We start from the raw sequence: 21,092 nt of genomic DNA, 5'->3' as shown, positions 1-21,092 counted from the left end.
ACTGATCTAATGAAGTGGATGCGCAACACGGCTACAATGCCAAATAAGCCCCTTTTCTCTGATTATATTTTGCACAACATGAGCCTCGCCCTTGTCAATCCAAGCTTAATGTCCTGGTCCCGCCGCCGCGCGGGACTGACTGAGGCTGACGTTGCGCAAAGCCTTCCTGTGAGAGAGGAAAAGATATTGTCGTGGGAAGCAGGGGAAAGCAGTCCGACCTTTCGTCAAGCGCAGCAATGGGCCACGCTGGCCCACGTTCCTTTCGGTTACCTGTTTCTGCGGGAGCCTCCCAAAGACGAATTACCGTTACCCGATCTACGGACGGTAGGCGGAGCACCTTTGGCCAGGCCCAGTCTTGATTTACTGGAGACTGTACGTGACGTGCTACGCAAACAGGAATGGTATCTGGAATACCTGAAAGCCCAGGAGATTGCTCCCCTATCGTTTGTAGGTAAATTCTCCACGGCCACTAGTATTGCCGCCGTCGTCGCAGATATCCGTTCTGTGATTGGATATCCAGAAGGAAGTGCACGGCTGCAAACCGATGAACTCCTGCGTTACCTGATCGCTGGAGCCGATGCTGCGGGAATTTTGGTGATGCGCAGCGGCACAGTGGCAGGTAATTCCCACCGCAAACTCGATGTGGGTGAGTTCCGTGGCTTTGCCATCAGTGATAAATTTGCCCCTGTGGTCTTCATCAACCTGGCCGACGCTCCCGCCGCACGCATATTTACTTTGCTGCATGAACTTGCCCACATCTGGATCGGCAGTACCGGCATTTCCAGCGTGTCGCCAGCGAACAGCCGGAAAGAGGAGCTATTTTGCAATGCAGTCGCCGGCGAATTTCTGGTGCCACAGGCAAAGCTAACTCAGGTGTGGCGCAAGTCTGAAGACTTGAGCCGAATGCTAACGGAACTTTCGTCGTTCTTCTGCGTCAGTAAACTGGTCATTGCACGCCGGGCATGCGACCTTGGTTTTATTTCTCGCGATGAGTACAGCAAACACTATATGGATGAGTTGAATGCTTACCGTGCGAAGAAAGGCAGCGGCGGCAGCTACTACCGAACGGCAGCAGCCAGAAACAGCAAACGCTTCAGCCATGCTGTGTTGTCAGAAGCCCTCAGCGGCAGACTATTGCTGCGTGATGCGGGCAAGTTGCTAGGGATGCAGCCAGCCAAGATTCGGACTTTTGCAGAAAAGGTGAACGAATGATTTACCTACTGGACACGAACACATTTGTTGAAGCCAAGAACCGCTACTACAACATGACGGTCTGTCCAGCATATTGGCAATGGCTACGTCAGAAATTCGCATCGAATGATGTCGCCAGCATCTCCATGGTTGGCGATGAATTGAAAAAAGGCGATGACGAACTCGCCGACTGGGCGAAAGACTATCCTGCGCTCTTCATTGGCGTTGATGACGTGGGTACGCAAACCTGCTTTGCCCAGATAGCGAATCTGATCGTGTCCCAAAGCGCGCAAATGAAGGCCGGCGCAGTCGAAGACTTTCTCTCGGGCGCCGATCCCTGGCTGATCGCCAAAGCCATGGCCACGCATGGCACCGTGGTCACGCACGAAGCATACAACCCCAACGCCAAAAGGAAATTCCTGATCCCGAATGTATGCGAACAATTCGGGATTGACTGGATGAACACCTTCGACATGCTCTCAAGGCTTGAAGCAAGATTTATCTTGGGTGTACCGGTAACGACCTAAAACTCTATCCACTCCAGGTTCATAGAAACCGGCGTTATATCCTTCAACGCCTTAAAAGCCTCGCTAGCCTGGATAAATGACGCAAATTTCTGCACGTCGCTTTTCGATTCGCACCACCGGTTGGATACCTTGATTCCCCGTAGCGCACTGGTCGGCGCGAAATTTGCCGTGAATTGCAGTTGGCTCATGCCATGGTCGCTACTGGTGTTGGGTTCGATGAACTGGCGTGTCAGGTCGAACTCAAAATTCTCCCCTTTACCCCAATTGAAGACGCCCCACTGATACAACAGCATATCGGCTTGCGGTCCCTGGTCGAGACCCACGGTGGGCACGGTCCGGTAAAACTCCAACACGGCATCCATCATTTGCCGTGGTGTTATTCGCGGCATGCGCAGGCCACGGTTTTGCAGGAATTTTCCAAAGAGTTGCACGCAGTTAGTGGGATGCAGCGCTGCAGGCTGCGCCGGCAGTGCGAAAACACTGTCTGCAAACGGCAGGAATGCTGCCGCCAATACGGTACGTCGCAATGGTTTCATGGATGCTTGCTTTAACGTGATAATGTGCAGCCCAACTTATCAAACAAGCAAAGTCACCCCCATGCGCCTTTCCGCCCCCATCCCCGTCCTGCGCAGCTTTTCCGAAGACAAGGCCCGCGAGTTTTATGTGGAGTTTCTCGGCTTCACCATGGAATGGGGACACCGCTTCGAGCCGGATACGCCGCTGTACATGGAAATCAGGCGTGGCGACCTTGTGCTGCACCTGAGCGAACACCACGGCGATGCGGCGCCGGGATCGACGGTCATCGTGCGGGTAGACGATATCGATGCACTGCATGCGGAGCTGTCCGCGAAACGCTACCGCTATGCGCGGCCCGGCATCATCGAACAACCATGGGCGCGTGAAATGACGATCGCCGATCCGTTCGGCAACCGATTGCGTTTCCACGCACCGCCGCAATAGTCACAGGGATAACCAGGCCAGCAACAGCCGGCCTGGTTATCAGCGCACGCTTATGCCGTTTCAGCCGCCTTCTCTTCCGCCGGCGCTTCCGACACGGTCGCTTCCGTGGTCAGGATCAGCGACGCAATCGACGCGGCGTTTTGCAATGCCGTGCGGGTCACCTTGGTCGGGTCGATCACGCCGTTTTCCACCAGGTCGACATACTGGCCGGTGGCGGCGTTGTAGCCGAAGTTGCCGGTGCCTTCGATGACCTTCGCCACCACGACGGATGCCTCTTCGCCGGCATTGGCGACGATCACGCGCAGCGGCTCTTCCAGCGCACGCAGGACGATTTGCACGCCCGCCTGCTGGTCGGGATTGGCGCCCTTCAGCTTGGCGATGGCGGCGCGGGCGCGCAGCAGCGCGACGCCGCCGCCCGGCACGATACCCTCTTCCACCGCCGCACGGGTGGCGTGCAGCGCATCGTCGACGCGGTCGCGCTTTTCCTTCATTTCCACCTCGGTCGCGGCGCCCACCTTGATGACGGCCACGCCGCCGGCCAGCTTGGCGACACGCTCCTGCAGTTTTTCCTTGTCGTAGTCGCTGGTGGCCTGCTCGATCTGCGACTGGATGGCCGCCACCCGCGCATCGATGCGCTGCTGTTCGCCGGCGCCATCAATGATGGTGGTGGCTTCCTTCTGCACTTCGATGCGCTTCGCGCTGCCCAGCTGGTCCAGCGTGGTTTTTTCCAGCGTCAGGCCGGTTTCTTCGGAAATCACGGTGGCGCCGGTCAGGATCGCGATGTCTTCCAGCATGGCCTTGCGGCGGTCGCCGAAGCCCGGCGCCTTCACTGCCGCCACTTTCAGGATGCCGCGCACCGAGTTCACCACCAGCGTGGCCAGCGCTTCGCCTTCCACGTCTTCGGCCACGATGAACAGCGGCTTGCCGGCCTTGGCGGACATTTCCAGTACCGGCAGCAAGTCGCGGATGTTGCCGATCTTTTTGTCGTACAGCAGCACCAGCGGATCGTCCAGCTTCGCCAGCTGCTTGTCAGGGTCATTGATGAAGTAAGGGCTCAGGTAGCCGCGGTCGAACTGCATGCCTTCCACGACGTCGAGCTCGTTCTCAAGCGACTTGCCGTCCTCCACGGTGATGACGCCTTCCTTGCCGACCCGCTCCATGGCCTGGGCAATGATGTCGCCAATCGCGCTATCGGAGTTGGCGGAAATCGAACCGACCTGGGCGATTTCCTTGTTGGTGGCGATCGGACGCGAGATCTTTTTCAGCTCGTCAATCGCCGCCGCGACAGCCTGGTCGATACCGCGCTTGAGGTCCATCGGGTTCATGCCGGCCGCCACGTATTTCATGCCTTCCTGCACGATGGATTGCGCCAGCACGGTCGCCGTGGTGGTGCCATCACCCGCCACGTCGGCAGTCTTGGAGGCGACTTGTTTCACCACCTGGGCGCCCATGTTTTCCAGGCGGTCTTTCAGTTCGATTTCTTTCGCGACCGATACGCCGTCCTTGGTGATGGTCGGCGCGCCAAAGCTGCGGTCGATCACCACGTTGCGCCCTTTCGGGCCCAGCGTGACTTTCACGGCATTGGCCAGCACGTTGACGCCTTTTACGATACGGGCGCGTGCGTCGTCATGGAATTGTACGTCTTTCGCAGTCATGTTTTTTCTCCGTATGGTCTCAGTCAGGTCAGGGGTCAGGCGGCAGCTTTGGCTGCGGCGCGGGTGTGCTCAATCACCCCGAGGATGTCTTCCTCGCGCATCACGAGCAACTCTTCGCCATCGAACTTGACGGTCTGGCCGGCGTATTTGCCGAACAGGACGGAGTCGCCAACCTTGACTGCCAGTGCACGCACGGTGCCGTCAGGCAGTGCCTTGCCATGGCCGACGGCCAGTACTTCACCCTGCTCGGGTTTTTCCGTGGCGGAGTCGGGAATGACGATGCCGGAGGCGGTTTGGCGTTGTTGCTCAATTCGCTTAACAATAACCCGGTCATAGAGGGGACGAATATTCATCGCTTCAATCTCCAATGTGTTGTCAGATCATTCCAAAGTGAATCGGTCCAGACAAAGCTAGAGCCGTTACTTCAGCGATTCCCGAAGTATGTTTTTCCAATCCGGTTTTCAAGGCCATGCCTCAAGGCCATGTGTAACAAAATGTATCAAGGCAGGATGAGGTGCTCGATATGGTCCAGCTGGTAGACCAGCCGCGCATCGCCACCGGCCGGCGCCGGGCGCACCGGGCAATCGGACTGGCGCCCGCCGTCCGACGCCAGGCTGTCGTCGCCGGGACCAATGCCGGCCCACAATCCGCCTTTGACGGGCTGGAACAGCCAGCGCGAATACCCTTTGCGCGCGGCCAGCTCCATCAACTGTTCGCGCGCCGGCAATTCCGACGCCAGCACCGGTTCGTCCGGGTAGTCGGCCGCATTGTCGCCGAAGGCCAGACGGCACGCGTACGCTTCGCTGGCGCGCGCGCCCGGCGTGTTACAGGCGCGCTGCTGCAACCGTTCGACGCTCCACGCGCCCAGCCGCCACGCCGCATCCAGCACGTCTTCTTCGGCCGCGGTGCCGGTGGCCCACGGTCCATCAAACTGGAAGGCGGAACTGGGCACGGGGCGGGCCGGCAAGTCGACGCCTTCCAGTTGCAGCGGCGTCGCGCGGCGGAAGCCATGCCAGTGGAGGAACAGCAGCAGCGGCGTATCGGGCAGGTTGACACGTGTTGCGCTGACGGCATACAGAGGCAAGCCCATGGCGGATACCTGGGCGGAAACGGTATCGAAAATGTGCATGTGGTTGGTCTCCGATTCAAGCAGGTGAACAAGAATCAAATAGCAAATTCATTATAATTTGCTTCCTGAGATACTCGCCGCACCACCATCTGATGCAGGAGGCGTTGTGAAGCTGGATAATGTTTATTGGTCGTGGGATGCCTCGACTGCCGATGGCGGCAACCCTTCGATCCTGGCCATTGGTGATTCGTGGTTCTGGTTTCCGCTGCCCGGCGGTTCGCTGATCAACCAGTTGGGCAAGCTGGTCAATGCCGACCATTACATCCTCGCCGTGGGCAACAATGGTGCGGAAGCCTTCGACTACGTCGAGGGCAAGTACCGCAAGGACGTCAGGCGCCAACTGGGTTTGCATGGCCCGTCGTTATCGGCCGTGTTCATCAGCGGCGGCGGCAATGACTTTGCCGGGTTTAACGACTTGCGCCCTATGTTGAATGACGACTGCTCGCAGGCGACGACGCCGGAACAATGCTTCAGGCCCGGTAACGATGCCCGCACCCTCGAATGGCTGATGACCAAAACCGCCGACAGCCATCGCGCGCTGATCGGGCAAATCATGGCATCGGTGCCGCCGGCCGCGAAAATCGTGCTGCATAACTATGACTATGCACAACCGACCGGCAAAGGCCCTTTTGGCGGCAACAGCGGCTGGCTCAAGCCGGCGCTCGATGACGCGCAAGTTCCCACAGCGCTGCAGGCCGATTGCATCCGCTACCTGATCGACCGGATGACTACGAAATTGCGGGTGCTGACCGCCATCGACCCGAACCGCGTGTTTTTAGTGGAAAGCGCCGGAACGCTCACGCCACAAGACTGGGTCAATGAATTGCACCCGAAGGAATCCGGCTTCAAGAAAATCGCCCGGCAAAAATGGCTGCCGGTGTTAACCGCCATCGGCTTGACCTGATGCTGCCAACAGGAACGGCATCGCCTGCTCCAGCAGCAAGTCCGGCGCTTCCTCCGGGATGTAATGGCCGCACGGCAGCGCCATGCCGCGCACATCGGCGGCCAGCGGCTGCCACTCGGCCAGCGGATCGAAGCATTGCGCCACCGTGCCTTGCGCGCCCCACAGCACCAGCAGGGGGCAGTTGATCTTGCGGCCTGCCGCCAGGTCGGCCCGCTCATGTTCGAGGTCGATGGTGGCGGATGCGCGGTAGTCTTCGCAGATGCCATGCGCGGTGGCCGGGTCTTGCAGGCAGCGCAGGTATTCGGCATACGCTTGTGGCGCAAACGGCGCGAGTCCCGCGCTGCGGCTGCCCATCGTGGCTTTCAGGTAGGCGTCGGGATTGGCGCTGATGGCCAGTTCCGGGAACGGTGCGGGACGGATCAGGAAAAACCAGTGGAAGTAAGCGGTGGCGAACGCCATCGTGGTCTGTTCGTACATTGCCAGCGTCGGCGCGATATCGAGCAGCACCAGCCGCGTCACCGCATCGGGATGATCGAGCGCCATGCGGTACGCCACGCGCGCACCGCGGTCATGCGCCAATACGGCAAAACGTTCGTAACCGAAGTGGCGCATCAGACCCAGTTGATCGAGCGCCATCACGCGCTTGGCGTAATTGCCGTGGTCCGGCAAACCCGGCGGCTTGCCGCTGTCGCCATAACCGCGCAAGTCGGCGGCAATCACCGTGAAACGGCGCGCCAGTTCAGGCGCGACCTTGTGCCAGATGGCCAGGGTTTGCGGATGACCGTGCAACAGCAGCAACGGCGGACCGCTGCCGCCTTTCACATAGTTGATGGGAATGCCGCCGATATCGGCCAGGCCGCGCTCAAAACCGTCAAACATGGTCACCTCCACAGGGTCCCATGCATTGTAAATCCGGTTAGACCGGCCGCCCCACAGTCGCTCCCGGCACCAGCACGGGCTGCCACAGCACCTGCAAGGTTTCGGGCGCGGCGCCGCCGGACAGCGCCAGCAGCATGTCGATCATTTTTGCGCCGGCCGCGCGCGGGTCGGGCTGGTCGACCGTCGTGACGTTGATGCCGGCCAGCGTATCGGCCATCGAACCCCACACGATGATGGAAATATCCTTGCCCACTTCGACACCCGCATCGAGCAGCGCGCGCATCGCGCCCACGCCGGACAGGTGGTTGTCGACGATCACGGCGGTCGGCCGGGGCGAGCATTCCAGCAATTGCTGCATGCCCTGGTAACCACTGCGGCGGTCCATCGTATTGGGAATCATGTGGCGCGGATCGGGCGTCAGGCCCGCTTCCGCCATGCAGGCAATAAAGCCTTCTTTGCGCTGGCACGCAAAGTTCATGTCCAGCGGCGCCGACAGCAGCGCGATGCGCTGGTGCCCGTGCGACAGCAAATGCCGCGTCGCCAGGCGGATGCCCGATTCATTGTCATAGTCGAACCACGCATACGGCGCATCGACCTTGGTGCGGCCATGGGCGACGAACGGGAAGCGTACTTTCAACAGGTAGGCAATGCGCTCGTCGTGCAACTGCGTGCGGCTCACCACCAGGCCGTCGACCCGGCGTCCGCGCACGATCTGTTCATAGGCGTCCAGCTCATTGCCCGCCGAAACGGGGCCGATGATGAAGTTCATCTTGCGCGCTTCCAGCGTTTCCGTCATGCCGCCGACGGTGTCGAGGAACATCGGATCGCCCAGGTCGGACGGCAGCAGCGGATAAATGATGCCGTACACATTGGTGCGGCCGACCGCCAGGCTGCGCGCCATCGGGTTGGCTTCATAGCCCGCTTCGCGCGCTGCTTTCAGCACGCGTTCACGCGTCATGGCGTTGACTTCGGGATAGCCGTTCAGGGCGCGGCTGACCGTCGTTTTGGACATGCCAAGCAAGTTGGCGAGGCTCTTCAGGTTCATGATAGTGCTTAGGTCTGACCGGGCATTATAGCCGGACTGTCAACTTCTTCACTCCCCGCATCGACGGATTTCTTGAAAAAATGCAACATAATCAAGATGATAGAGATCGGGACCAGGGTCAGGTAAAACGCGAAACGGCCATCGAACGTGCCAAAAACATAACCCGTCACCAGCGACCCGGTGGTGCCGCCCAATGCGGAAAAAATCACCAGCAAGCCCGTCATTGCTGAATGTTGATGCTTCGGCAGGGAGCTCAGCATGACCGAATTGATGCCCGGATAAATCGGTGCCATGAACAGTCCGATCAGTGGAAACAGGAAGGCGGCGATGGGCGCCGTGGCCCACGTCACCTGTTGGTTTTGTACAACACCATGCGTCAGCGGCAGCGCCAGCAAGACCATCGCGCCCATGCCCAGCACGCATGCATTCATGACCGGATACCAGTGCAGGCGGCGCATCAGCACGCCGGCTGACAAGCGGCCGACCGCCAGGCAGCCGGCATAGATGCTGGTCACCTGCACGCTCATGGCGGCCGGCAGCATCAGGATTTCATTGTTAAACGTCGGCAGCCACGTGCCAACGGCCTGCTCGATCAGCACGTACAGGAACGCCGTCAGCACGAACACGCACACCAGCGGCTTGAAAAACAGCTTCAGCATGGCGGCAAAGTCTTGCGCCAGCGAGCTGTCGCGCGGCGGCGCGGCCGCATGTTCATCGAACGGCGTGGTGAGCACCAGCACGAACGTCAGCGCACACAGGGCCGACAGCACCCAGTACACCTGCAACCAGTTGGCCGATGCCGGATTGGACGAATCAATGAAATGGCCGAACAGCCAGTACGCCGACAGCACGCCCACCATGAAAAAGCCTTCCAGCATGTTCATCATACCGGCGTGCTGCCGGCGGTTGTCCGCCACCAGACCGATGGTGGAATACACGGACACCTTCACCAGCGCGAACGCGACGCCGGTGCAAAAGAACAGCAGCTTGGCGGTGGCGAACGCCGGCAACAGCGGCATCAGCGCACATGCCACGCTGACCAGCGCCAGCCCCGCCAGCATGGCTTTCTTGTAGCCGATACGGGGCAGGAACGACGCCACCATGAACGACACCACGGCAATCGGCAAATCCTTGAATCCTTCCAGCACGCTGGCGGCGGATTTGCTGACGCCATAATTGTTGATCACTTGCAGGATCACCGTGCCCACGCTGTTGAGCAGGATGGCGAACACAAAGTAAATCAGGAATAACGCAAACAGGATGCGTTGCTTGTTCATGGTACGGTCTCCCCCGTGCTGCTTTATTTTAGTAGTCGTTCAGGTCAAAACGGGTCAGCGCCGGTATCACGAAATCCGCCTGCGCCAGCACGGCGGGATCGCCAATGCCGACCGCCGTCATGCCGGCCGCCTTGATCGACGCCACGCCGGCCACCGCATCTTCCACGCCGAGGCAGCGGGACGGCGCCACGTCGAGCACGCTGGCGGCGTTCAAAAAGATTTCCGGGTCCGGCTTGCCGCGCGCCAGCTTGGCGGCGTCGACCACGTAATCGAATTTATCCGCGATGCCCAGTTTATCGAGCACCGTAAAGGCATTCTTGCTGACGGACGCCAGCCCGACCTTCATGCCGGCCGCGCGGCAACTGTCCAGCGCCCGCACGGCGCCGGGCAGCAAATCGTCCGGCGTCATGTTGGCGATCAGCGCCACATATTGCGCATTCTTTTCTTCCGCCAGCGCCAGCTTTTCCGCCAGCGAATACTGGCGCGTGGCCGCCATCAGGATACGCTCCAGCGACCCCATGCGGTCGATGCCCTTGAGCTGTTCATTGAATTCCTCATCGAAGTGCACGCCTTGGGTGGACGCCAGCCGCATCCACGCCAGGTAATGGTAGCGCGCCGTATCGGTGATCACGCCGTCGAGGTCGAAAATCACGGCATCGTATTTTTCATGCGGGGTGTTCATTGGCATTCCTTCACAGGAGAGTTGACGGTCAGCGCCACGCGCTGGCCCTGGTGGGAAAACGCCAGCGCCGCCCCCTGCAGCAACCGGTACGTGGTACAGCCTTGCTCCACGCGCACTTGCAGCAGGCAGTCGCGCAAGTGCACGTTGAACTGGTAATGCGTCCATTGCTCCGGCAGCACCGGTGCGAAACGCAGGTCGCCATCGACCACGCGCATGCCGGCAAAGCCATACGCCACGCCCATCCACGTGCCCGCCATGGCGGCCGTGTGCACGCCGTAGTGGGTATTGCCATGCGTGTTGTCGAGGTCCAGGCGCGCGGTCTCCATGAAGTACGCATAGGCCTTGTCGCGGTAGCCCACTTCGGACGCGATGATGGAAAAGATGCACGACGACAGCGATGAATCGTGCGTCGTCACGGCTTCGTAGTAATCGAAGTCGCGCCGCTTGTCGTCCAGCGAGAACTGGTCGGACAGCAGCAGCAGCGCCAGCACCACGTCGGCCTGCTTGCAGACCTGGTGGCGGTAAATCACCAGCGGGTGGTAATGCAGCAGCAGCGGATATTTGTCACTCGGCGTATTCGCGAAGTCCCACACTTTCTTGTCGAGGAAACTGTCGTCCTGCGGGTGAATCCGCAGCGCTTCGTCGTACGGCAAATGCATGCAGCTCGCGGCGCGGCGCCACAGCGCCGGCTCGCCTTCTTCCAGCGCGACGGCCCTGGCGATGCGTTGCGCGTGCTGCGGCCATTCGCGTTCGAGGCGCTCGGCGATCGATGCCGCGAATTCCAGGTGCATCTTCGCCATCGCGTTGGTGTAGTAATTGTTGTTGACCAGCGCCGTGTATTCGTCCGGCCCCGTCACTTCGTTGATGCAATAGCGGCCCTGGCGGTCGAAGTGGCCCAGGCCCATCCAGATGCGCGCGGTTTCCATGACGATTTCCGCGCCACAGTTCAGCAGGTATTCCTCATCGTTGGTGGCTTCGATGTACAGCTTGATGGAATACGCGATGTCGGCATTGATGTGGTATTGCGCGGTGCCGGCCGGGTAATAGGCGGAACACTCGACACCGGCAATCGTGCGCCACGGGTACAGCGCGCCCTTGGCATGCGACATCTGGCGCGCCCGCTCACGCGCCAGCTGCAGGCCCGCGTAGCGGTACTCCAGCAGCTTGCGCGCGATGTCCGGTTTCGAATACAGGAAGAACGGGAAGATGTAGATTTCCGTGTCCCAGAAATAGTGGCCTTCATAGCCTTCGCCCGTCACGCCCTTGGCCGAGATATTGGTCTTGCCGTCGCGCCCCACCGATTGCAGCAGGTGGAACTGGTTGAAGCGCATGCCCTGCTGCAGCGCGTCGTCGCCCGCGATTTCCACGTCGGCGTGGCGCCAGAAATCGGCCAGGTAGCGTTCCTGTTCGGACGCCAGTGCGCGGAAGCCGGACGCCGACGCGATCGCCAGCGTGGCCTTGGCGCGCGCCATCAATTCATTATCCGGATAATCGCGCGACGTGAAATAGCAACCGTATTTCGTCAGGCGCACGGTTTCATTCTGGATCGCCGCGACGCGGTAACTCTGTTCCAGGTATTCGCCGTTGCGCGCCAGCGCCACTTCGGCCACGCCGCGCACTTCGGTTTGCGCTGCCGTCACCAGCATGAAGCCGCTGTTGACGGTACGCTGCGCCAGCGCGGAAAAATGCGGCGACTGTTCGATGTCGGCCAGCACCAGCGAACGGCCGGAAACCGCGGAACCCACGCGCGGATCGTCTCCCGCTTCCAGGTTTTTCACGACGCCGTTGATGGTCGACACCAGCATGATGGCGCCGGAAAAATTCAGCGGCGTCACGTCGTACTCGATCGCAAACAAATGCTTTTCCGCGAAGCTGACGAGGCGGCGGCTGCTGATGGAAACCTTGCGGCCCTGCGGCGACGTCCATTCCAGGGTGCGGCGCAACTGGCCTGTGCGGAAATCCAACACCCGTTCATAACTGTCCAGCGTGCCGTGCAACGGATCGAAGCGCTCGTCTTCGAGCCACAGTGCGATGCCCTTGGCATTCGGCACATTGAGCATGAACTGGTTGGTGCGCGCCAGGCCATAGGCGTTTTCGGGATAGTGAATGGATTCCGATTCGTAGAAACCATTCAGGTACGTGCCGTCCAGTGACGTGCCCTGCGGTCCCGTATAGCCTTCCTCGTGGGTGCCGCGCAGGCCGATGTAGCCGTTGCCCAGCGCGAACAGGGTCTCGTCGAGGAAGTGCGAAGCCGTATCGAAAGCGGTTTCGCGGATGCACCACGGTTCCAGTGGATAGGTGTGTTTCAGGGCGTCAGATGGCACGATGCGGTCCTTTGCGTAATTCAAACCGGTTTGAATTTCAGGATAAAAACCGGGCTGCGGTCGTTTGCTACAAAAATGGGGGAAATCGCGCCATGGCGGCGCTACAGCTACATCAAATCGGCATGCAATCGCAATAAGCCGACATCAAGTCTGCCGCACCATCAGCGTGGTGGGCAGCATTTCCGACTGCACCGGCTGGCCCTCGATCAGCGCCAGCATTTTCTTCGCCAGCAGCACGCCGCCGTCGCGCAAGTACTGGTGCACGCTGGTCAGTGGCGGCACGAAACTGGCGGCGCTGGGCGTATCGTCGTAACCGATGACCGATACCGCTTCCGGCACGCGCAATTCTTTTTCAGCCAGCGCGCGGATCGCACCCATGGCCAGGGTATCGCTGGCGGCAAACACGCCGTCCACAATCGTCCCCTTCTTCCTCAACAGCGCGGACATGCATTCAAAGCCCGCTTCAAACGTAAACGCTTTCGGCCGCAGGATATGCACGGAACCCTGGTCACCGATGGCGCCGATAAAACCGGCGCAGCGCTCCTGCACTTCCGCGTGGTCCACGTCACCGAGGAACACCAGCTTGCGCCGCCCCTGCTCGATGAAACGCTGCGCGGCGCTGGCGCCGCCGGCGCGGTTGTCGCTGCCCACGACGACGTAATGGCCGCCCGGTTCCGGCGCGCCCCACACCACCAGCGGCAAGGTCGTCGTTTGCAGCGCATGCGCCGCTTCACTGTGCGAGCCCTGGCCCAGCAGGATCATGCCATCGGCGCCCTGCACCGGCGCCGTGTCCAGCAAATGCTTGGACGTCAGCACCACGCTGTAGCCGGCCGTGGTCAATTCCTGGGTAATGCCGCCCAACAGTTCCAGCGGGTACGGGTCCGACATGGGACGTCCCTTCACGGGCGTCATTTCCACCACCACGGCCACCGAATAGCTGCGGCGCATGCGCAAATTGCGCGCGCTCACATTCAGGCGGTAGCCCTGTTCGGATGCCAACTGCCGTATCTTTTCCCGCGTTTCAGGCGTCACCAGCGGACTGTCGCGCAAGGCGCGGGATACCGTGATCTTGGACACGCCGGCCATGCGGGCCAGGTCTTCCATGGTCAGGCCCGCGTCGCTGTTGCGGATAGCACTCTTGTTTGCCGCCATTGGTACTCTTTGTAATCGTTTTTTGCTTGTCCTTGCGGCGCATTATGACAGGTTTTTTGAAATGCACAAGAAAAATGACATCGATATCATTTCGATTGACATCGATATCATTTGGGTTTTTAATGGCCAAACTTTCGCAAAAGACATAAGCGGAAGCGTGTGGACAGCCGCCTTGCAAACTCTCCCGGGGTGGCGCAATGTCCAGGAGACGACACGACACATACCGACAAGAAAGCTAAAGCTATGAGCCCGAATAAGTTCCTGTTATCGTCAGTCACGCTGGCTGTGCTGACCCTGATTGGCCAGGCGCAAGCCGCCGATGCACCTGAGCAGGCAGCCGCACCGGCCGCCGACTCCCCGGCCCCCGCCTCTGCAAAGAAAGACGCCGTTGCGGCCGAGCTGCAAACCGTGGTGGTGACCGGCGTGGCCGCATCGCGCGGCGTGCGCAAACTCGATTCCGCGTTTTCCATCACCACCGCCACCGAAGAACAGTTGAAAGCCGCGTCGCCCAGCAGCACGGCCGACGTGCTGAAACTGGTGCCGGGCGTGTATGCGGAAGCCACCGGCGGCCAGTCCGGCGCCAACATTGAAGTGCGCGGTTTCCCTTCCGGCTCCGATTCGCCGTTCGTGTCCGTGCAGTTGCAGGGCAACCCGATTTACCCGGTACCGACGCTGTCGTTCTTCGAAGGGTCGTCCGCGTTCCGCCTGGATGACACCATCGAGCGCGTGGAAGTGTTGCGCGGCGGCCCCAGCACCATCTTCTCGGATGGCCAGCCTGGCGCCACCATGAACTTCATCCTGAAAAAGGGCACCGACACGCCGGAAGGCTCGGTGCGCTTCACGACAGGCACGGGTGAATTGCGCCGCGTCGACCTGTACTACGGCGGCAAGCTCAGCGACGGCTGGTATGCCAGCGTGGGCGGCTTTTACCGCACCACGCACGGCGTGCGCGATTCCGGCTTCCCGGCCGACGACGGCCACCAGATGACGGCCACCCTGACCCGGAAACTGGACCAGGGCGAACTGACGCTGTATGCGCGCAGCACCAATGACAAGAACGCGTTTTACACGGGCGTGCCGCTGATCTCCGCCAACGAAGGCCGCACCATCACGTCCTTCCCCGGCTTCGATCCGCTCAAGGGTACGCTGATGAGCAATGAAATGCGCCGCTTCACGGTGGAAGCCGCGCCGGGCAAGACGCTGACCTATGACCTGGGCGATGGCCGCGGCTTGAAAGCCACGGTATTCGGTGCGGAATTCGACCAGAAATTCGCCGGCTGGAATGTGTCGAACAAGTTCAACCGCTTCGATGGCGACATGAACACCATCGCCATGTTCACGGGGAACAACCCGCTGACGATGGGCGCCTATAAAACCCAGGCCATCGCCTCGGCCAACGGCAACGCGGCCGTGCTGGCGGCGGCGGGCCGCACGGCCACGTCGGCCAACGCCACCTTCGTCACGGGCGGCGCCCCGGTGGCCGACAGCACGCAAGTGGTGCAGGCCGGCCTGTGGGCGGTGGAAAAGCAAATGAAATCGTTCACCGACGAATTGCGCATCAGCCGCGAATGGCTGCCCAACAATACCGTGACGGTGGGCGCCTACTTCGCCAACTACACGGCAGCCGATACGTGGTACCTGGGCAGCAGCCATTTGATGACGGCCACGCCGAACGCCAGCCTGATCAACGTGAAACTGAACAACGGCGTCGTCGTTTCCAACAACGGCAAGGAAGGCCCCGTGTTCTTTGCGCCAAACGCGTCGTATGACGGCAGCAATACCGCGTTCTATGTGTCGAACGAATGGAAAGTCAGCGACACCATCAAGGTCGACGCGGGGATCCGCCGCGAGCGCCAGAAGATCAGCGGCAGCGTGTCGAATTTGATTTCCGGCGACACGGACAACAACCTGCTGACCGTGTACAACAATGGCACGTCGATGCCGAGCGGTTCGTACACGGCGCTGAGCCGCAAGGATACCGCGACGTCGTTCACGATCGGCGGCAATTACAAGCTGACCAAGGATTCCAGCATCTTTGCGCGCGCCAATTCCGGCCACACGTTCATCGCCTTCGACACGCTGCGCAACGCCGGCACGCAAGCCAACGTGGACGACCGCAACCAGAACCCGACGCCAACCGTCAAACAGCTGGAAGTGGGCTTCAAGACCGTGGGCCAGTTGTACAGCGCATACATCAATGCCTTCCACACGCAATTCGACGGCATCGCATTCCAGCAAATCCTGTCGAACGGGACGATCCTGAATTCCGTCAGCGGTTCCAAGGGCAGCGGCGTGGAATTCGAAGTAGCCGTGCGTCCGATCCAGAACCTGACGCTGTCGCTGACGGGCGATTATCAAAAGTCGAAGTACAAGGACAATCCGGCCACCGACGGCAAGCTGGTACAGCGCCAGCCAAAGCTGCAGTTCCGCTTCACGCCGACGTACCGCATCCCGCTGGGCGAAGACAACAACCTGAAACTGTACGGCACCTACACGTCGATCGGTTCGCGCTGGGCCGACCAGGCCAACACGCAATACCTGCCGTCGTACCACACGCTGGACCTGGGCGTGCTGCTGCAACTGGGTGAAAAAGTCGAAGTGCGCCTGGCCGGCACCAACCTGAATAATGCGGTGGGCCTGACGGAAGGGAATTCGCGCCTGACCGGCGCCAGCTCCGGCCCGATCAATGCCCGCCCACTGTTTGGCCGCGCGATCGAGGCGTCGCTGCTGTACCGCTTCTGATCCCCGCAATCCTCTCCCTGTAGTACTTCAGGCAAGACCGAGCCCCCCTCCGGTCTTGCCTTTTTTCTTGCCCCCACTGGCACAAATTGTCATTTTGGCCTACCCTTACTGATGAACACAGCCGGTGGTTCCGCGTCGCCACGTCCTGAAATCGCCGGGCCTTCCGCTAGCCGTCAAGAGGTGTCCACGTGGTTTCCGTTTCGTCCGTCGAATCGCTGCGCAACGCGGTAGCCCTTGCTGAACGCAAAGTTCAGCAGGATCAGACGCGCGTTGACCAGGACGCCCGCCGCCTCGAAGACAGTAAAGTGCAATTGAACCGCGACAAGGAACAATTGTCCGGCAACCAGAAAGCCGAACGGCAGGCGGAAAGCGCCGCCACGCCCACTGCGGCGCCGGTCCGGCTGGACCGCGCCTTTACCACCGAAGTCCCGCCCGATGCGTTGCCGCGCGCGCCCCAGCTCAATGCGCAAGGGCAAACTGTGGGACGCGTCATCAATATTGTTGCTTAGTTAAGGCGTTTTCCACCACTGAGCCGTTGCGCCCGGCTGTGTCACGTCCAGCATTTGACCGATTTCCGGCGTCACCACGGCCTGGCCCCGTTCCGCCGCCAGCGCGGTAATACGCTCGAACGGGTCGGTCCACGCGTGCAGCGCCAGGTCGAAGGTGCCGTTATGGATCGGCAGCAGCACTTTGCCCCGCAAATCGATGTGCGCTTGCATGGTTTGTTCCGGCAGCATGTGCACGTCCGGCCATTGCGGATCGTAGGCGCCGGTCTCGACCATGGTCAGGTCGAAGGGGCCGAACTTGTCGCCGATGGCTTTGAACCCGTCGAAATAGCCGGTGTCGCCGCTGAAGAAGATACGCCGGCCGCCGGTCTGGATCACCCACGATGCCCACAACGTCTTGTTCCCGTCCAACAAACCACGGCCGGAAAAATGCTGGGCCGGGGTGGCGCTCAGGCGCACGCCGCCCACCGACGTGGATTGCCACCAGTCCAGCTGCCTGATCTTCGCTGCCGGCACGCCCCACTGGATCAGCGTATCGCCCACACCCAGCGGCGTAATGAACCACTCCACCTTGGGCGCCAGCGCCAGCACGGCCGCATGGTCGAGGTGGTCGTAATGGTCGTGCGACAGGATCACGCCCTTAATGTCCGGCAAGTCTTCGATGGCGATCGGCGGCGCGTGGAAACGCTGAGGCCCCAGCCACTGCACCGGCGAGGCGCGCTCGGAAAACACCGGGTCCGTCAGCCACAGGCCGCCATCGAGTTTCAACAGCATCGTGGAGTGGCCGAGGCGGAACACGCTGTGGTCGGGCGCCGCGGCCAGTTGGGCCGCCGTCAGCGCCTGTACGGGAATCGCGCGGTCCGGCACGGTGTCGGCAGGCTTTTCAAACGCCATTTGCCACATCACGCGCAATGTGCCCATCACACCCATGCGGTGCATCGGTTTCGGATTCCTGAAGCGCCCGTCGATCTGCTGCGGCGAGACATACTCCAGGTCTGGTACAGCGATGTTTTTCGCATTGATCGTGCAGTAAGTCATGGTCATTAACACTCCGGTTAGCAGGGCCGTCAAGGCGCGTTTCATGGGAAGGCTTCAAAAAGTATACTGCACAGTGTAGTTTCGTTTTTTGAAAAAGTAAACTACCCGGTGTAAAATACTTCATATGGAACCTATCGCCCCCCAGCGCCTGACCGACCGTAAGCGGCAGGCCATTGTCGAAGCCGCCGTGGCGGAATTCCGTACCCACGGCTTCGACGCCACCAGCATGGACAAGATCGCTTTGGCTGCCGGCGTATCGAAACGCACGGTGTACAACCATTTCCCCAGCAAAGACGACTTGTTCGATCACATTCTTCAAGAACTTTGGGACAGCAGCGCCCCGTTACAAGCATTCCGCTACCAGCCGAATGTGAACTTGCGCACACAACTGGTTGAATTGCTGGGTCAGAAAATGGCTTTGCTGCAAGACCAGTATTTCCTGGACCTGGCGCGTGTCGCCATTGCGGAAGGGATTTTGCGGCCCGAGCGGGCGCGGGAAATGGTGGAAAAGCTGTCCGACAAGGAAGGCGGCATGACCGCGTGGATACGGGCGGCGCTGGCCGACGGCAAGCTCAAACCGGTGGATCCCGCATTTGCCGCACACATGTTGCAGGGACAATTGAAGGCGTTCGCCTTCTGGCCACAGGTGACGATGGGCCAGCCGCCGCTGGATACGGCCAGCCAGCAGGGGCTGGTGGCGACCACGGCGGACATGTTTCTGGCGTATTACGCCAAGGCTTAAGGGGTTTCGGGTATCCCCGTGAAATTCGGTTTCGGCAGCGGCATCGCGTGCACACGGCTCCACAAACCTGACCAGCCGGGCGGCCACGGCAGCTCCGGACCACCATACGGAGGCAAGCCGACGCGCACGGGCACCACGGGGAGCGGCGGCATGTCCGTCAGCGGCCCGCCATTCGGGCGCTGCATGTCCAGGCTGTACATGTAGCCGGGCAGCAGCGCATCGCACACCATGGCAAACCACGCCGTGTGGTCTTCATCGCGGCCCAGCGCCTGCGCCAAACCCTGCGGATCGAATTTCGCCAGCGCGTGGATCAATTCATCCGTGTCCGCACCGGGGTTGTCGCCCCAGCCCATGACGGGATTGACGTTGTAGTCCGCGCCCGAGCCATACCACCCTTCGCGCCACGAGCGCTGCATCCAGTCGCGCGGCCCCGTGAATAAGTGCCAGCGCCAGTGCAGGCCCGATGGTTTCGGCCACGTATGCAGGTACAGCTTCTGGTACCCGGCCTGGTGCAGCGCGCGCACCACGGCCATCAGGCGCGCATGCGGCATGCGGTCCGGCGGCGCGCGGCGGAATAAAATCGCTTCGCCATCGGCAAACTGCACTTCATCGGTCGATAAATTCAAATCCAGCGCGCGCGCCTCGCCGCCGAAGCGGGCCGAGATCCAGCCGGTCAACAGGTTGACCGCCGTGATCACGCCGTAGCCGCGGAAGCGGTGGAAAATAACAGTGCCGGGTGCGAGTGCTTTCATTGGGAATGCCGATGGAGCCAGAACAAAGAAACCAGTGTAGTCGCAGGATACCGGACTTTCCAGCCCGCCATGCGCGCAAATGCGGAATGTTTCCTGCGCCCCCGCTTCGCGTTATCATTCTGTCCTTGCTCACCCATGGAATGACATCATGACACTGCGTATCATCGCCTCCGGCGGCACGTTCGATAAACATTACAATGAATTGAACGGCACCCTGGGCTTCGCCGACAGCCACCTGCCGCAAGCGATTGCCCGCTCCCGCATGACGATCAACCCGGCGCTGGAATTGCTGCCGCTGATGGATTCGCTCGATATGCAGGACGCGGACCGCCAGCGCATCCTGGCCTCGTGCCAGGCCGCCAAGGAACACGCCATCGTCATCATCCACGGCACCGATACGATGAAAGAAACCGCCGCCGTGCTGGGCGCGGCCAACCTGGAAAGCACCATTGTGCTGACCGGCGCGATGATCCCGTATGAAATCGCCAATTCCGACGCCCTGTTCAACCTGGGCTTCGCGTGCGGCGTCGCGCAAATCCTCACGCCGGGCGTCTATGTCGCCATGAACGGCAAGGTCTTCCCATGGGATGACGTGCAAAAGAACCGCGCCGCCGGCGTGTTCCAGAACCTGTAATCGCAAAAAAACCGGGGCCCGCAGGCCCCGAATTTTTTATGCCTTGGCTTCGCCGCCCAGGGCTTCCACCACGTCGGCCATCAGCTTCGACAGTTCGCCCGTCATCAGCATGAAGTCGCCATCGAAGCGCTCGTCGTCGTTGCGCGTGCTGTTTTCCGTTTCCTTCAGCACGTCCAGCGGCTTGATGCCTTTCAGCGCCAGCGATTCCGTCAGCGTGAACGAAATCTTGCTGTCCCACGTCATCGCCAGGCGCGTGCACTGCTTGCCGGACGCGATGTGGCGACGCACTTCATCCGCTTCCAGCGTGTGACGCACATAGCGCACGGCGGCCTTGCTTTCGCCCGTGGCGCGCAGTTCCGTGTCCATGTCGACCGTGAAGCCCGCCGGCGCGTCGTCGGCCTGCAGCCATTCCGTCATCACGCCCACCGGCGAACGGTTCACGCGCAAGCTTTCCAGCGGCATGCGGTCCACTGCCTTCAGCAGCAGCTTGATCACTTCATCGGCCTTGGCCGGGCTGGCCGCATCGACCACCAGCCAGCCGTTGACCGGGTCGATCCACGTCCATACGTTGCCACGGATCGAGAAGGCGCGTGGCAGCAATTCGTCTGCCACGCGTTCTTTCAATTCTTTCATGGCTTTTTTGCCGGGAGCAAAGCCCTGGGCTTCTTCCATTTCCGCGGCACGGGCCTTGGCCACCTGGTTGATGACGGTGGCCGGCAACAGCTTTTTCTCCGTGCCCAGCAGAATCAGCATCTGCTTGTTCACCACGTGCACCAGGCCGCCGTTCGGACGCGGCTTGTCCCAGCCCTGGCGCAGCAACTCATTGCTGCTGGCGGGCGTGAACGCGTTCGACGCCAGCGCCGCTTCGAGTTGTTCAGGAGTAAATGCCCAGGGTGCGGGCAGACGGTAAATTTGTAGATTTTTGAACCACATACGGTTGTTTGCCTTGTTCA

General features: G+C 60.8%; 21 protein-coding genes. 8 read left to right on the top strand and 13 right to left on the bottom strand.

Features of this window, described 5'->3' with window-relative positions:
* Positions 1-9: 9 nt before the first annotated feature.
* Both GJ700_RS04895 and GJ700_RS04890 read left to right on the top strand, forming a co-directional pair.
* A complete protein-coding gene (locus tag GJ700_RS04895) occupies positions 10-1,212 on the top strand; it encodes a DUF8813 domain-containing protein (RefSeq protein ID WP_229506796.1) in 1,203 nt (400 codons plus the stop codon).
* Complete coding sequence (locus tag GJ700_RS04890; RefSeq protein ID WP_154371507.1) at positions 1,209-1,718, top strand: DUF4411 family protein; 510 nt, start codon at positions 1,209-1,211, stop codon at positions 1,716-1,718. Before GJ700_RS04895 ends, GJ700_RS04890 begins: the two co-directional genes overlap by 4 nt.
* On the opposite strand, the gene GJ700_RS04885 is transcribed toward GJ700_RS04890, so the two are convergent.
* Positions 1,715-2,254, bottom strand: a complete 540-nt coding sequence (locus GJ700_RS04885; RefSeq protein ID WP_154371506.1) for a hypothetical protein — start codon at positions 2,252-2,254, stop codon at positions 1,715-1,717. The genes GJ700_RS04890 and GJ700_RS04885 overlap by 4 nt on opposite strands.
* Before the next feature lie 61 nt (positions 2,255-2,315).
* Between GJ700_RS04885 and GJ700_RS04880 the strand changes: the two genes are divergently transcribed.
* Positions 2,316-2,678 carry a glyoxalase superfamily protein gene (locus tag GJ700_RS04880; protein WP_154371505.1) on the top strand — a complete coding sequence of 121 codons (363 nt, stop codon included), beginning with the start codon at positions 2,316-2,318 and terminating at the stop codon, positions 2,676-2,678.
* A 50-nt stretch (positions 2,679-2,728) separates the two neighbouring features.
* On the opposite strand, the gene groL is transcribed toward GJ700_RS04880, so the two are convergent.
* The 3 genes from groL to GJ700_RS04865 all read right to left on the bottom strand — a co-directional run bounded on the left by groL (position 2,729) and on the right by GJ700_RS04865 (position 5,462).
* The gene (gene groL / locus GJ700_RS04875) at positions 2,729-4,333 is read right to left on the bottom strand and encodes a chaperonin GroEL (RefSeq protein ID WP_154371504.1); all 1,605 of its coding nucleotides are present in this window, start codon (positions 4,331-4,333) and stop codon (positions 2,729-2,731) included.
* A 35-nt stretch (positions 4,334-4,368) separates the two neighbouring features.
* Positions 4,369-4,686 carry a co-chaperone GroES gene (locus tag GJ700_RS04870; protein ID WP_154371503.1) on the bottom strand — a complete coding sequence of 106 codons (318 nt, stop codon included), beginning with the start codon at positions 4,684-4,686 and terminating at the stop codon, positions 4,369-4,371.
* A 146-nt stretch (positions 4,687-4,832) separates the two neighbouring features.
* Entirely contained in the window at positions 4,833-5,462 is a 630-nt protein-coding gene (locus GJ700_RS04865; RefSeq protein ID WP_154371502.1) for a diguanylate cyclase, read from the bottom strand.
* 106 nt (positions 5,463-5,568) lie between these two features.
* Between GJ700_RS04865 and GJ700_RS04860 the strand changes: the two genes are divergently transcribed.
* Positions 5,569-6,366, top strand: a complete 798-nt coding sequence (locus GJ700_RS04860) for an SGNH/GDSL hydrolase family protein (protein ID WP_371867830.1) — start codon at positions 5,569-5,571, stop codon at positions 6,364-6,366.
* On the opposite strand, the gene GJ700_RS04855 is transcribed toward GJ700_RS04860, so the two are convergent.
* From GJ700_RS04855 to GJ700_RS04830, 6 genes are all read right to left on the bottom strand, one after another.
* Positions 6,343-7,245 carry an alpha/beta fold hydrolase gene (locus tag GJ700_RS04855; RefSeq protein WP_154371501.1) on the bottom strand — a complete coding sequence of 301 codons (903 nt, stop codon included), beginning with the start codon at positions 7,243-7,245 and terminating at the stop codon, positions 6,343-6,345. The two genes, GJ700_RS04860 and GJ700_RS04855, sit on opposite strands and share 24 nt — an antisense overlap.
* 37 nt (positions 7,246-7,282) lie before the next feature.
* Positions 7,283-8,290 (bottom strand): substrate-binding domain-containing protein, encoded by a 1,008-nt coding sequence (locus GJ700_RS04850; RefSeq protein WP_154371500.1) that lies wholly within the window; start codon positions 8,288-8,290, stop codon positions 7,283-7,285.
* A gap of 8 nt (positions 8,291-8,298) precedes the next feature.
* The gene (locus GJ700_RS04845; protein ID WP_154371499.1) at positions 8,299-9,567 is read right to left on the bottom strand and encodes an MFS transporter; all 1,269 of its coding nucleotides are present in this window, start codon (positions 9,565-9,567) and stop codon (positions 8,299-8,301) included.
* Positions 9,568-9,595: 28 nt separating this feature from the next.
* Entirely contained in the window at positions 9,596-10,249 is a 654-nt protein-coding gene (gene pgmB / locus GJ700_RS04840; RefSeq protein ID WP_154371498.1) for a beta-phosphoglucomutase, read from the bottom strand.
* A complete protein-coding gene (locus GJ700_RS04835) occupies positions 10,246-12,573 on the bottom strand; it encodes a glycoside hydrolase family 65 protein (RefSeq protein WP_371867829.1) in 2,328 nt (775 codons plus the stop codon). The genes pgmB and GJ700_RS04835 overlap by 4 nt, the downstream gene beginning before the upstream one ends.
* Positions 12,574-12,717: 144 nt before the next feature.
* Positions 12,718-13,725, bottom strand: a complete 1,008-nt coding sequence (locus tag GJ700_RS04830; RefSeq protein WP_154371497.1) for a LacI family DNA-binding transcriptional regulator — start codon at positions 13,723-13,725, stop codon at positions 12,718-12,720.
* Between the two features lie 243 nt (positions 13,726-13,968).
* Here GJ700_RS04830 and GJ700_RS04825 point away from each other — a divergent pair, with 243 nt between their 5' ends.
* The gene (locus tag GJ700_RS04825) at positions 13,969-16,467 is read left to right on the top strand and encodes a TonB-dependent receptor (RefSeq protein ID WP_154371496.1); all 2,499 of its coding nucleotides are present in this window, start codon (positions 13,969-13,971) and stop codon (positions 16,465-16,467) included.
* Between the two features lie 188 nt (positions 16,468-16,655).
* Positions 16,656-16,976, top strand: coding sequence for a hypothetical protein (locus GJ700_RS04820; protein WP_154371495.1), 321 nt, complete (start codon positions 16,656-16,658; stop codon positions 16,974-16,976).
* Here the strand turns inward: GJ700_RS04820 and GJ700_RS04815 are convergent, their stop codons facing one another.
* On the bottom strand, positions 16,977-18,011 hold the full coding sequence (locus GJ700_RS04815) for an MBL fold metallo-hydrolase (protein ID WP_229506812.1): 1,035 nt from the start codon (positions 18,009-18,011) through the stop codon (positions 16,977-16,979).
* A 124-nt stretch (positions 18,012-18,135) separates the two neighbouring features.
* Between GJ700_RS04815 and GJ700_RS04810 the strand changes: the two genes are divergently transcribed.
* Positions 18,136-18,753 carry a TetR/AcrR family transcriptional regulator gene (locus GJ700_RS04810; protein ID WP_154371493.1) on the top strand — a complete coding sequence of 206 codons (618 nt, stop codon included), beginning with the start codon at positions 18,136-18,138 and terminating at the stop codon, positions 18,751-18,753.
* On the opposite strand, the gene GJ700_RS04805 is transcribed toward GJ700_RS04810, so the two are convergent.
* Positions 18,750-19,505: an L-asparaginase gene (locus GJ700_RS04805; RefSeq protein ID WP_154371492.1), complete on the bottom strand. Its 756-nt coding sequence runs from the start codon at positions 19,503-19,505 to the stop codon at positions 18,750-18,752. The genes GJ700_RS04810 and GJ700_RS04805 overlap by 4 nt on opposite strands.
* Before the next feature lie 148 nt (positions 19,506-19,653).
* Here GJ700_RS04805 and GJ700_RS04800 point away from each other — a divergent pair, with 148 nt between their 5' ends.
* Complete coding sequence (locus GJ700_RS04800) at positions 19,654-20,139, top strand: asparaginase domain-containing protein (RefSeq protein ID WP_154371491.1); 486 nt, start codon at positions 19,654-19,656, stop codon at positions 20,137-20,139.
* A 36-nt stretch (positions 20,140-20,175) separates the two neighbouring features.
* Here the strand turns inward: GJ700_RS04800 and GJ700_RS04795 are convergent, their stop codons facing one another.
* Positions 20,176-21,072, bottom strand: coding sequence for a recombination-associated protein RdgC (locus GJ700_RS04795; protein WP_154371490.1), 897 nt, complete (start codon positions 21,070-21,072; stop codon positions 20,176-20,178).
* Between the last annotated feature and the right edge of the window lie 20 nt (positions 21,073-21,092).

Origin of the sequence: Pseudoduganella rivuli (genome assembly GCF_009674485.1) — a bacterium.
Classification (GTDB): domain Bacteria; phylum Pseudomonadota; class Gammaproteobacteria; order Burkholderiales; family Burkholderiaceae_D; genus Rugamonas; species Rugamonas rivuli_B.
The sequence above is the reverse complement of the archived record's forward strand: the minus strand, read 5'-3'. Positions and strand labels throughout refer to the sequence as shown.

Bases quoted from the DNA above. Each gene is read 5' to 3' on its own strand.
- GJ700_RS04895 (WP_229506796.1), top strand. From the start codon at position 10: ATGAAGTGGATGCGCAACACGGCTACAATGCCAAATAAGCCCCTTTTC.
- GJ700_RS04890 (WP_154371507.1), top strand. From the start codon at position 1,209: ATGATTTACCTACTGGACACGAACACATTTGTTGAAGCCAAGAACCGC.
- GJ700_RS04885 (WP_154371506.1), bottom strand. From the start codon at position 2,254: ATGAAACCATTGCGACGTACCGTATTGGCGGCAGCATTCCTGCCGTTT.
- GJ700_RS04880 (WP_154371505.1), top strand. From the start codon at position 2,316: ATGCGCCTTTCCGCCCCCATCCCCGTCCTGCGCAGCTTTTCCGAAGAC.
- groL (WP_154371504.1), bottom strand. From the start codon at position 4,333: ATGACTGCGAAAGACGTACAATTCCATGACGACGCACGCGCCCGTATC.
- GJ700_RS04870 (WP_154371503.1), bottom strand. From the start codon at position 4,686: ATGAATATTCGTCCCCTCTATGACCGGGTTATTGTTAAGCGAATTGAG.
- GJ700_RS04865 (WP_154371502.1), bottom strand. From the start codon at position 5,462: ATGCACATTTTCGATACCGTTTCCGCCCAGGTATCCGCCATGGGCTTG.
- GJ700_RS04855 (WP_154371501.1), bottom strand. From the start codon at position 7,245: ATGTTTGACGGTTTTGAGCGCGGCCTGGCCGATATCGGCGGCATTCCC.
- GJ700_RS04850 (WP_154371500.1), bottom strand. From the start codon at position 8,290: ATGAACCTGAAGAGCCTCGCCAACTTGCTTGGCATGTCCAAAACGACG.
- GJ700_RS04845 (WP_154371499.1), bottom strand. From the start codon at position 9,567: ATGAACAAGCAACGCATCCTGTTTGCGTTATTCCTGATTTACTTTGTG.
- pgmB (WP_154371498.1), bottom strand. From the start codon at position 10,249: ATGAACACCCCGCATGAAAAATACGATGCCGTGATTTTCGACCTCGAC.
- GJ700_RS04830 (WP_154371497.1), bottom strand. From the start codon at position 13,725: ATGGCGGCAAACAAGAGTGCTATCCGCAACAGCGACGCGGGCCTGACC.
- GJ700_RS04825 (WP_154371496.1), top strand. From the start codon at position 13,969: ATGAGCCCGAATAAGTTCCTGTTATCGTCAGTCACGCTGGCTGTGCTG.
- GJ700_RS04815 (WP_229506812.1), bottom strand. From the start codon at position 18,011: ATGACTTACTGCACGATCAATGCGAAAAACATCGCTGTACCAGACCTG.
- GJ700_RS04810 (WP_154371493.1), top strand. From the start codon at position 18,136: ATGGAACCTATCGCCCCCCAGCGCCTGACCGACCGTAAGCGGCAGGCC.
- GJ700_RS04805 (WP_154371492.1), bottom strand. From the start codon at position 19,505: ATGAAAGCACTCGCACCCGGCACTGTTATTTTCCACCGCTTCCGCGGC.
- GJ700_RS04800 (WP_154371491.1), top strand. From the start codon at position 19,654: ATGACACTGCGTATCATCGCCTCCGGCGGCACGTTCGATAAACATTAC.
- GJ700_RS04795 (WP_154371490.1), bottom strand. From the start codon at position 21,072: ATGTGGTTCAAAAATCTACAAATTTACCGTCTGCCCGCACCCTGGGCA.